At 54.9% G+C, this 11,454-nt stretch carries 5 protein-coding genes; 1 reads left to right on the forward strand and 4 read right to left on the reverse strand.

Going from position 1 to position 11,454, the window contains the following annotated elements:
- Window positions 1–4: 4 nt before the first annotated feature.
- The 4 genes from G403_RS23475 to G403_RS0114375 all read right to left on the reverse strand — a co-directional run bounded on the left by G403_RS23475 (window position 5) and on the right by G403_RS0114375 (window position 11,133).
- Entirely contained in the window at window positions 5–733 is a 729-nt protein-coding gene (locus G403_RS23475) for a FecR family protein (protein WP_169719911.1), read from the reverse strand.
- Window positions 705–6,818, reverse strand: coding sequence for an MBG domain-containing protein (locus G403_RS0114365; RefSeq protein WP_027854592.1), 6,114 nt, complete (start codon window positions 6,816–6,818; stop codon window positions 705–707). The genes G403_RS23475 and G403_RS0114365 overlap by 29 nt, the downstream gene beginning before the upstream one ends.
- Before the next feature lie 11 nt (window positions 6,819–6,829).
- Window positions 6,830–8,401 carry a ShlB/FhaC/HecB family hemolysin secretion/activation protein gene (locus tag G403_RS23480; protein WP_051299074.1) on the reverse strand — a complete coding sequence of 524 codons (1,572 nt, stop codon included), beginning with the start codon at window positions 8,399–8,401 and terminating at the stop codon, window positions 6,830–6,832.
- Between the two features lie 311 nt (window positions 8,402–8,712).
- Complete coding sequence (locus tag G403_RS0114375) at window positions 8,713–11,133, reverse strand: VCBS domain-containing protein (RefSeq protein ID WP_169719912.1); 2,421 nt, start codon at window positions 11,131–11,133, stop codon at window positions 8,713–8,715.
- Between the two features lie 38 nt (window positions 11,134–11,171).
- Between G403_RS0114375 and G403_RS0114380 the strand changes: the two genes are divergently transcribed.
- Window positions 11,172–11,454, forward strand: a 283-nt coding sequence (locus G403_RS0114380) for an IS3 family transposase (protein ID WP_027854594.1), incomplete at its 3' end; no start/stop codon positions are given.

The following is an 11,454-nucleotide window of genomic DNA, read 5'->3' on the forward strand; positions in this document are numbered from 1 at the left end:
TGCATCACTGGACCAGACAACCGATTCCTGACTCCGTACAGTTAAGAAAGCTGCTGAAGACCTCGTAATCTTTGATCAACTCAGGATCATCAACCAGCGGCGTTGGGGCCGTATTGAAGTCCGCGACATAACCGCTCTGGCCAGCAAAATAGAACTGGGTACCTGTTGCATTGGTCACCGAGATACTCCCTTCAACCACTGTAAAATAGAGCCCGGGAACAGGCAGGCCGTCACCGCCCGTATGGCTGGCAGGCACTTTCAGGTCGCTGCAATCACCATAATCCGGACCGCACAGCCTGAGTATGAAGTCAGTCCCCCGGATACCGATGGTCGCTGCAAAGCTTTTGGCTTGATAGGCCTCAGAATCGCTGCGATGACCGACTTTCCCCGTCACTGCTCTCATACCCCCTTTCAGGAGATTTACGACCGAGCTATCCCCTTCCGGATTTTGCTCCTCATAGTGAAAAGCTTCGATCACCAACCGGCTGTTACTCCTCAGCGTCACCAAGCCCCCATCAGCGAATTCAAGCCGGGCCTTACTGCGCTCCTGGGTTGTGACAGTCTCACCATCAAAAAGATCAGAGCCTACTGCCAGCACTCTGGGTGCCTGTGAGCCGCTTTCAGCGGACACGGTGCCTGACACACCTATCGCAGTAGCGGCCGGTGCAGCCTGCGCACTGGTGCCCCATGCTACGATCAGAAAACTAAGGACACATAAGGCGAGTCTGTTCATTGCTGCCCCCATTCAATTTACCCCCCTGCACTGCCTGCAAAAGGGCATCGAACAATCCGATTCGCGGATCGTCACCGGGAAGTGACTGTCTTGGTAGTTCACCCACGTCTGGCAGCGTCCAAACACCGACAATGGAATCGTTAACCAATGATATTAACTGCGACAGGAACTCCAGCTCCGGTGTGGCGACCACTTCCAGGTAGTTTGGATTAAACACGTAGTCATAGTTTTCGTTCACACGGAGGCTACCCTGATCAATCCGGTACAGGCCGGGTAGCTCGCCCACCTCTCTCGTTAGCTCTCCGACAAAACGATCATCGTTAGCCAAATTGCCCTCTGCTACCTGAAAGGTTAAAAGGGGATCTTCACGACGATAGGCCTTAGCTTTTGCATCTACATTGATCACCAGTGTACGTGGGTTCACAGTCAGATCACCGTCCACGTAGGTCAGGGTGTAATTCGCCGGGTCGAAGGTACCACCACTCGCATCGCTGACCTGAATATCGCTCATATAGGTACCCACTGGGGTGGTCGTATCGGCATCATGCCCACCGAGGCTGGTCAGTGTGACACTCTCAACCGTTTCATCATTCGCCAGGTTGCTGACGGTGAAGGCGCTGGTGCCCAGCGCCAGAGCATCGCCATACACTTTGTTCTGCGCATCGGCGGTAATGGTCAGATCACGTGGCGTCACGCTCAGGTCTCCATCTACATAGGTCAGGGTGTAGTTACCGGCATCGAAGGTGCCACCACTGGCATTACTGGCCTGGATATCACCGGTGTAGGTACCCACGGCACTGGTCGTATCGGCATCATGCCCACCGAGGCTGGTCAGTGTGACACTCTCAACCGTTTCATCATTCGCCAGGTTGCTGACGGTGAAGGCGCTGGTGCCCAGCGCCAGAGCATCGCCATACACTTTGTTCTGCGCATCGGCGGTAATGGTCAGATCACGTGGCGTCACGCTCAGGTCACCATCCACATAGGTCAGGGAGTAGTTACCGGCATCGAAGGTGCCACCACTGGCATTGCTGGCCTGGATATCACCGGTGTAGGTACCCACAGCACTGGTGATATCGGCATCATGCCCGCCCAGACTGGTTAACGTGACGCTACCCACCGTCTCACCATTGGCCAGGTTGTTGGCGGTAAAGGCACTGGTGCCCAGCGTCAGGGTATCGCCATACACCTTGCTCTGGGCATCGGCGGCTATGGTCAGGTCCCGTGGTGTTACGCTCAGGTCAGCGTCTACATAGGTCAGGGTATAGTTACCGGCATCGAAGGTGCCGCCGCTGGCATTACTGGCCTGGATATCGCCTGTGTAGCTCCCCACCGCACTGGTGGTATCGGCATCATGCCCACCCAGACTGGTCAGGATCACGCTACCCACCGTCTCACCATTGGCCAGGTTGCTGGCGGTGAAAGCACTGGTGCCCAACGCCAGGGTGTCGCCATACACCTTGCTCTGGGCATCGGCGGTGATCGTTGCCGCACGTGGCGTCACGCTCAGGTCAGCGTCCACATAGGTCAGGGTATAGTTACCGGCATCGAAGGTGCCGCCACCGGCATTACTGGCCTGGATATCGCCTGTGTAGCTCCCCACCGCACTGGTGGTATCGGAATCATGCCCGCCCAGACTGGTCAGGGTCACGCTACCCACCGTCTCACCATTGGCCAGGTTGTTGGCGGTGAAAGCACTGGTGCCCAACGCCAGAGTATCGCCATACACCTTGCTCTGCGCATCGGCGGCTATGGTCAGATCACGTGGCGTCACGCTCAGGTCAGCGTCTACATAGGTCAGGGTATAGTTACCGGCGTCGAAGGTGCCGCCGCTGGCATTGCTGGCCTGGATATCGCCGGTGTAGGTACCCACCGCGCTGGTGGTATCGGCGTCATGCCCACCCAGACTGGTCAGTGTGACACTGCCCACCGTCTCTCCATTGGCCAGGTTGCTGGCGGTAAAGGCACTGGTGCCCAACGCCAGGGTGTCGCCATACACCTTGCTCTGGGCATCGGCGGTGATCGTTGCCGCACGTGGCGTCACGCTCAGGTCAGCGTCTACATAGGTCAGGGTATAATTACCGGCATCGAAGGTGCCGCCACTGGCATTACGGGCCTGGATATCGCCTGTGTAGCTCCCCACCGCACTGGTGGTATCGGCATCATGCCCGCCCAAACTGGTCAGGGTCACGCTACCCACCGTCTCACCATTGGCCAGGTTGTTGGCGGTGAAAGCACTGGTGCCCAACGCCAGAGTATCGCCATACACCTTGCTTTGGGCATCGGCGGTAATTGTCGCCGCACGTGGCGTCACGCTCAGGTCACCATCCACATAGGTCAGGGTGTAGTTCGCCGCATCGAAGGTACCGCCACTGGCATTGCTGGCCTGGATATCGCCCGTATAGCTCCCCACGGCACTGGTGGTATCGGCATCATGCCCGCCCAAACTGGTCAGGGTCACGCTGCCCACCGTTTCACCATTGGCTAGGTTGCTGGTGGTGAAAGCACTGGTGCCCAACGCCAGGGTATCGCCATACACCTTGCTCTGGGCATCGGCGGTGATCGTTGCCGCACGTGGCGTCACACTCAAGTCAGCGTCTACATAGGTCAGGGTATAGTTACCGGCATCGAAGGTGCCGCCACTGGCATTGCTGGCCTGGATATCGCCGGTGTAGGTCCCCACTGCACTGGTGGTATCGGCGTCATGCCCACCCAGACTGGTCAACGTGACGCTGCCCACCGCTTCGCCGTTGGCCAGATTACTCACGGTAAAGGCAGTGTTATCAAGTTCCAGAGCCTCCCCATAAACTTTGCTCTGAGCATCAGCCGTAATTGTAAGAACTCGTGGAACAACGGCTAAAGCTCCATCCACATAATCGATCTGGTAGTAGGCAGGCACAGTCCCACCACTTGGTATTAACTGATAGTCCCCAACAGGCGACAGGCTATTCGCCTCCGTCGAAAAAGTCAGCCCGACGACATCACTATTGGTATCGCCTGAGAACAATCCGTCGTATGTCGCCGAAAAAGCTGGATTCGTATCACCATATTCCCGAGAGAAATCGTTGGCCGTAATAGTCAGTAGACGACCATAAGTCAAATCAACTGTCGAACTGTTATATGCAAGATCGTACCGATGCCCGGATGGCTCGATGATGCTGCTAAACACCCCTGAAACTCCGCCCGCTGCATCGATAATATTGCTGAACAGGGTAACGGGAGTGGGTACAAAGCTTCCGAAATGTACGATTTCCAGGACGCCATCCAGCGTCGCAGAGCCGAGTACATCGAGCTGATCATAATTCCCGACACCAGTGCCGCCCAACTCGATCTGGAGCGTCGCCGATGGTGACATCTGATAATCGCCTTCAATGGTCAGCACACCGGGCGAAGCACCCGGTTTCACCACACCTCCACTATGAGAGAGATTATCGGCCAGCACCCCCGTGCCCATTAAAACCCCGCCAGCCAGCGTTACATCCCCACCAAGCGTAGCTCCACTTCCAACTGTGATCGTCCCGTTGTTAACCGACAGCCCAGCTATAAAATCAGCTATACCGGCATTCAGATTCAACGTCCCGAGGTTATTAAACAGGCCACTGAAGCTACTGTCGTTGGTCAGTGTCATGGTGCCGGCGTTATAGAGATTCCCCGCAAAGTTAAGCGGTCCGGAAGCGGTTAGCAGACCACGGTTGGTCAGATTTCCGGTGCCCTGAAAATCCAGTAGTGCCAAATCGATCTCGGTGCCGTTCTCGATGGTCAGCCCGCTGGACTGACCGACCAAAGATAAGGTTGCGTTTGCACGGTCAAAAGAGCCCCCCCCGGCAAAAGCGCTGGAGTTACTAAAAAGGTGAGAGCCACTGGAAAATCTCACTGTCGTACCGGCCGCCGACTCAAAGCGTCCGTTATGTGTTCGCCCTGTTCCGAAAGACTGACCGAGCAACAATTGCCCACCAGTCACCTCAACCACACCGTGATTAGTCATATCCATCAGTGTGCTGGTCGTTCCAGCTCCCGACTTTTTCACGATCCCGTTGTTGATAAAGCCAAAGGTATTGGCGTCGCCCTCGGTGATTGAGGCCGCTCCCGATAGCTCCCAGGTGCCCGTGTTATAGATGATCGGTGTGCTGGACGTACTCCCGATCGGCGTCCGACCCAGGAGACTGTTCGGTGATTGAACCAGACTCCCCCGGTTATCGAAAACACGCCCTTCACTGAGGTAGATGACGGCCACATCACCGAGGCTCCCGGTGGCCGACGCTCCTATTACGGTGGTTCCCGATCCGGTCATTTCCCCCGAAGACCACTTAACCGTGTCTTGAACATTCAGCGTTCCACTACCACTCAAGACGCCTCCATCCAGCGCTAGCTGATAGACATTGGCATCGCTATTCAAAACAAGCTCGTTTTGTCCGTCAGAAACACCGATATAGAGTAACCCTGTTCCACTGTCAGCGCCCGGACTCACTGTCAAAAGCCCACCAGCCAAATCCACAACCGAATAGTTCAGATCGACCTTCCCGTCTGCCGATATCAGGCCAGGAAGGAACTCGAGATTTAACTCCCCTCCAGTGGAGGTAATATCTCGGCTAAGATTGATATCCGCCCCGGCTTCAAGGCGGAGCGTGGTCTCGGCGACACCGGTCTTATTAATATTGGAAAAGACATTGATATTATTGGTAGCTGCGAGCGTTACATCGCTGTTATCTAACAGCCTTGTCAGCGCATCTCCCGTGATACGACTCGTCGCGCCTGGGTAAACGCCGTCACTGTCCAGATCGGACGCCGACTGAATATCATCACCGGGATCCAAGTCTCCGTTGATATCGGCAGAACCTGTAATCGTGATGTTGAGCGGATCAAGCAAAACCTGACCGGGGTTGCCCGCCGGGCCTGCGGTCGATACCGTCATCTTCTCTATATCCAGAAGGTGCCCCGAGGCTTCAATTCTCCCCCCATCGCCACCGGATACCCCGCCCTCGGCCTTGAGGTTACCCTCAACCACTGATCGGGAGTGGCTGTCATTGATATCAGACCAGACCACAACCGTTCCGCCGTCGCCACTGACAGTCGCACTGGCGTCTATCTCAGCGTCGGATCCAACCGATACGGTTCTCGCCTGCGGCACATCCGGATTAGAGTTCTGCCAGCTGCCTCCAACCAACACGTCACCGCCCCGATTTTCTCCCAAGGCACTCACCTTGGCACCGGAGTTGATCTTTACTGCATCTCCGGTCACCACAACCCGGCCACCCTCGACACCATTGGATCGCGTCACCGATGCGTGCCCGAGGACGTTATGCTCCCGCCCCCTGAGATAGATCTTACCGCCCTCCGAGACAGCACTGGATGCCGATACAACTCCGGACTGATTTACCACCCCGGCGTAGATACCAATATCCCCCCCGCTCGAAATCAGCTCTCCGAGGTTAAGCGCCTCACCCGAGGGCGCTGAAACCTGCACCCTGATCTCCGGATTCTGACTATCGACCAACTCCACACTCTGCCCCGCCGCGAGAATAACTTCGCCGTTATCGGACCTGATCAAACCGCTGTTCTCGATAATCGGAGCGATCAAAACAATTTCGCCCTTGGACTCCGACACGATTTGGCCTTTATTGATTACGGAGCCCGCAGAATCATTGCCCTGAAAATTAAGCTGCCCGGACAAAAAGTCTTCATTACTGATATTGAGACTGGAGACAACAAGGCCATGAACATCAACTTTCGCATGCGAGCCAAAAAGCACACCGTTAGGGTTAACGATGAAAACACGGCCATTGGAACTGATGCGGCCCAGTATTTCGGAAGGATTTGAGCCTACGACTCGGTTAAGTACCGCACTCAGCTCATCCGGTTGGATAAAACGCAGAGATTCTTTCAGTTCAACGGAGAAATCCTGCCACTCGATAATCGCATTGCGGGAGTTCCGAATGCTGAGGTCCTGTCCAATCTGGCTGAGTTCGGCACTGCCATGAATCACCTCAGCACCGGAGGGCATTGCCCGCCCGCTGAGGCTGGTTAACGCCCCCAGGCAGAAAAGCCCAACTCGCGTCCAAGGGTGCCGGAACAGAGAGCGGCTCATAGCAAGTTCTCCTAAAACAGGTAAGACAGGCGACCATGCAGGCGACCATCGCCCGAGCTTTCGCCGGTATTCTGTTCATCAACTATCCAACCGTAGTCGATGTTCAAGCTCAACCTCTCGGTAAGGCCATACCGCACACCCGCACCAACGCTGAGAAGGTCGCTGCCCTGACTCTCTCCGGGTAATGCTTCATTACGTCTCACAGCTCCTGAATCAACAAACACAAGAAAGCGCCAAAAGTCATTTGCGAGCTCGGTTTTACCACCCAAATCAGGGCCCAAAAGTTCCATCCGACTCAGCAGGGCACGGTCACCCGCAACGATGTTTTCTTCAAAACCACGAACCGTATCCACGCCGCCGAGCATGAATTGCTCGCCAGGCACCAGAGGCCCATCAGAGTATTGCCCCTGGAGATTCCAGGTAAACTGCCACTCCTCAGCAAAGGTGCGGCTATAAGTAAGCGCTGCACGACTCAACCAGTAGGATTCCCGGGCTCCGGCGCGGGCAAGATCAAAGTCGTCATGGTCGCTGCCAAGCCCGGGTAAATTGGCATGCACTCCAATACTGAAGTTGAGAAGGCTATCCTCGCTTTGCCAATCACCCCCGTAGGTAAGCGACAGCGGAGAGACTGTTACATCGGCACCTATCTCAGCTCCGAAAAAGTCGACATCGCTATCGTAGTCCCGGTATTCCCACCCCACAGCCAGATACTGCTCATAGGCCCCGGCTCGCTGGAAGTATTGAGTATATCGGCCACCCAATACGGTGCCGGCACCGGAAACCTCAAAGACAGAAGCGATAGTCCCCGAATCCACCTCGGAGTATCCGGCAAACAGATCAAGAGTGCTTTGGTTCCGATAAAACGGGATTCGATAGCCCAACCCCAACACGGCCACATCATCAATCTGTTCCGGGGACAGAATGGCTTGCAGAGTCAGAACATGGTCACTGTTGAACAGGTTGGCATCCTGAAAGCCTAGCGCAAGGCGGGTCCTGCCGGTGGTGGGACTGCCGCTATTATCCACAGTAATGAATCGCTTTCGGGCGGGTCTGTCATCGACTCTGAGCAGCGCCTCTATTTCATTACTCGACTCCAGTGGTCGGAACAAGATGTAAGTTGTTTTACTCGGGTTCCTATTCGCTAACCTCAGGCTTTCAGCCAACTCCACTACATTCGGAAGCTCTCCCTCTTGTAGCTGGGGCGCACTCTGGCGGACATTTGAAGCGTCGTGATGTTTTGCGCCAACCACGGAGACCCGGCCAAGACGGTTCTCCTCGATCTGAAACTGCACAATCCCACCGGATATCTCCTGCTCCGGCAAATAGACCTTCACAGTGGAAAGGCCGCGATCAATATAGGCTTGCTGGAGCGCTATACGCGCCGCTTCAATGTCGGAGAACTGCTGATCGGTTCCGATATAGGGGGAAAGGGTGCCGTCGATCTCCGACTGGCTTAATACGGAGTTGCCATCCACCGAAAAACCCGCAATCGGAAAAACGGGACCCTCAGCACTGAACGCCGTAGAGGCTGCCATCAGCCAAAAAGTGAGTGGAATGACTTTTCGTATCGTTTTAACAGCCATGCTGTTTGTCCGCCTGTCGTTTCATCCCTGGGACAAGAGACAGTCCTTAGACCTGTCGGCCCAAACAACCAAGTCCTCTCATCCCTGTTTCAAGATAGCCTGAAACGTTCCATCGACAACATCAATGCACTTATAAATAGGAGGCTCGCCATGAACCCCATACCGGAAAGACTAATAGAGGCTCCGGGCAGCCACAACAAAAATGGAAGAATTCGTCTCTAAATCTTTTAAAAAAATAGAAACAGGAGCCTAAAAGACAAAAACCTGATTGGCTGATCAAGTCTCTACAAAAACGAGAACAGGGCAAACCCTCAGATAAACTGCATCTCGGCCACGATATTGACGGTCAGCTCCACGTACTCATTGGACTGGGTCATATCGATAAATACCTGTTCCTGGGATTTGCTGCCACGATCGAGTAAATCGAGCCACCAGTTAAATCCACCAATATCCGGCGAGCGACCAAAGACCCCGGTATAAATATGCTCGATCAATTCCGCGTTGCTGACCGCTCCACTGCCATCTTGATCGGCAAGATCTCGAAATTCCACCGAATAGATAAATCCCGCCGCCATCGAAGTCAGTGTATGGCGTCCCTGCTCTATTTCGTTCAGCCACCAGTCATAGCCTCCACCGTCGGGCAAACGACCCAGTGCCCCGTAGTAGCTCCTATAAAGCTGAGCCTCTGGCGCCGATACAATCTCACCTTCAGGAGTCTGAATGGTCGAATCCCATAAGAAAGCGTCATCATCGATCACCACGGCTGATGACCGAACCTCAAGATGACCGGAAACAACAGTTTCCAGCGTAGTCTCACCATCAACGTAGCTCACCTCCACCCACACCTGACCATTGATGTACTCATCCGTCAGAGCCAGTGTCGATGAAGTTTCTCCGCCGATCACCACGCCATCGAGCAGCCATTGATAGCTGTAGTCACCCACCCCATCCTCATCACTCAACTCAGGCGTTGCCGAAATAACCTCCCCACTGCTTGCAATCCCCTGCAAGACAACAGAACCAACCGGGTTATCGTTGCGGTTGGCAACGGGGCCCACCGCCGAACTGAGCAAAAACTCACTTTGACCAAACCCGTCGACGTAACTTACCTCTACGCTAATATCACAACCCACATCTGCTTGAGTGAGGAGATAAGTCGAGTCTGTAGAAACCAACGCCCCATCTTTAAACCATTGAAAGTCGAATGTCCCAAGCCCGTCAGCATCGTCAATTCCGCCAAGGGCCACTGAGAGCACACTGTCTTCCTCGGCACTTCCCTCAATAACAGGTTCTCCAGAGGGTGAGTCATTGATGTTAGCGATAAGGAGAGCGTTACTCTCCAGTTGCTCCTGCGTTCCCTGTCCATCCACGTAGGCAACGCGCACACTAATCTGCGCGCTCACATCCGACTGGCTCAGCGAATATACAGACGCCGTCGCTCCGTTGATCGGAGCACCATCGAGCAACCACTGATAATTCAACGCCCCAATGCCATCTTCATCACTGATTGAGGGAACTGCGGTCAGCACTTCACCCTGAATGGCGCTACCATTGATGGTAACCGCCCCTTCAGGACTGTCGTTGACGTTAGCCACGGTAACTGCGGCGCTTTCAACACGTTCTTCGGTACCGAACTGATCGGTATACTCCACCCGAACACTAATCGATTCACCGACATCGGCCTGTACTGGTACATAAACCGATCCGTTTTCTCCCTCTATAGCTGAACCAGATCTCAGCCACTGGTAAGAAAACGCGCCAAGTCCGTCCAGATCTGTGAGCGAAACCTGTGCCGACAGCCGCTCACCCTCCAAAGGATCACCACTAATCGCTACGGAGCCCGCGGGCAAATCATTGACGTTCGCCACCCTGAGTTCGCTACTCACAACCTCCTCACCCTCCCCCTGACCATCGGTGTAGCTGATTACCACACTGATCGCGGAGCCTACATCACTCTGAGTAAGGGTGTAGAGCGCGGACGTCGCACCATCAATCGGTACACCGTCGCGCAACCAATGATAACTGAAGGTTCCAAGTCCATCCTGATCGGCGATCGACTCACTGGCAAACAAGGTCCCTCCCTGCTCAGCAACGCCTGCCAGCACCAAAGTTCCTGTCGGAGAATCGTTAACGTTCTCGATCAATACTGCACTGCTCAGCAAGCTTTCAGTGGCGCCCGCACCGTCGGTATAACTGACGCGTACACTCACCAAACCACCGACCTCATCCTGTGACAGCACATACGAAGCCTGTTCGGCACCGGAAATCGGTACGCCATCCAACAGCCACTGATAATCCAGCGCGCCGATCCCCTCCTCATCATCCAGCGCGCTGATATCGACCGATAAGGTTTGCCCCTGTATCGGTTGCCCCGAAACAGTGACTCCCCCCGACGGTGCACCATTGGCGCCGTAAACATCTACGTCCACACGGTGAGTTGTGCCATCAATGGACTGAACTTCGAAAGACTCAGTTGCCGCCCAGCCGCCCCCCAACGCCTGAACCACATCAGATCCGTTATGGAGGGTGTAACTCCACTCACCCTGGGTATTAATAGAAAAACTGCCGAACGTTCCGGGCGCGCTGTCGGCCTGAACCCCGCTTTCACCTGCATCACGATCCGATATCGTCAAAGTACCGGAAGTGACGAGTAGCGAATCCTCAGACACCGAGCCCTGGTTCTGACCGGTAAACACTTGTAGTGGTTGTAGTGGTTCAATGATTCCGGACACCCAGATAGGTGGTAACCTTGCCACCCTAGAGGTGTTCAATGAAAAAACAACGTCGTTCCTTTACGCCCGAGTTCAAGCTGGAAGCCGCTAGTCTTGTACTGGATCAGGGCTATTCCATCGCTGAGGCCTGCCGGTCACTTGGTATCGGTGATACCGCACTGCGTCGGTGGGTGGATCAGTTACGTGCCGAACGTGACGGGGAAACGCCCGCAAGCAAAGCTATGACGCCCGAGCAGAAGCGCATCCAGGAACTGGAAGCCAGGGTTAAACGCTTGGAGCAAGAAAAGGACATATTAAAAAAGGCTTCCGCTCTCTTAATGT

This window comes from Marinobacterium litorale DSM 23545 (assembly GCF_000428985.1).
Classification (GTDB): Bacteria; Pseudomonadota; Gammaproteobacteria; order Pseudomonadales; family Balneatricaceae; genus Marinobacterium_D; species Marinobacterium_D litorale.

Bases quoted from the DNA above. Each gene is read 5' to 3' on its own strand.
- G403_RS23475 (WP_169719911.1), bottom strand. From the start codon at position 733: ATGAACAGACTCGCCTTATGTGTCCTTAGTTTTCTGATCGTAGCATGG.
- G403_RS0114365 (WP_027854592.1), bottom strand. From the start codon at position 6,818: ATGAGCCGCTCTCTGTTCCGGCACCCTTGGACGCGAGTTGGGCTTTTC.
- G403_RS23480 (WP_051299074.1), bottom strand. From the start codon at position 8,401: ATGGCTGTTAAAACGATACGAAAAGTCATTCCACTCACTTTTTGGCTG.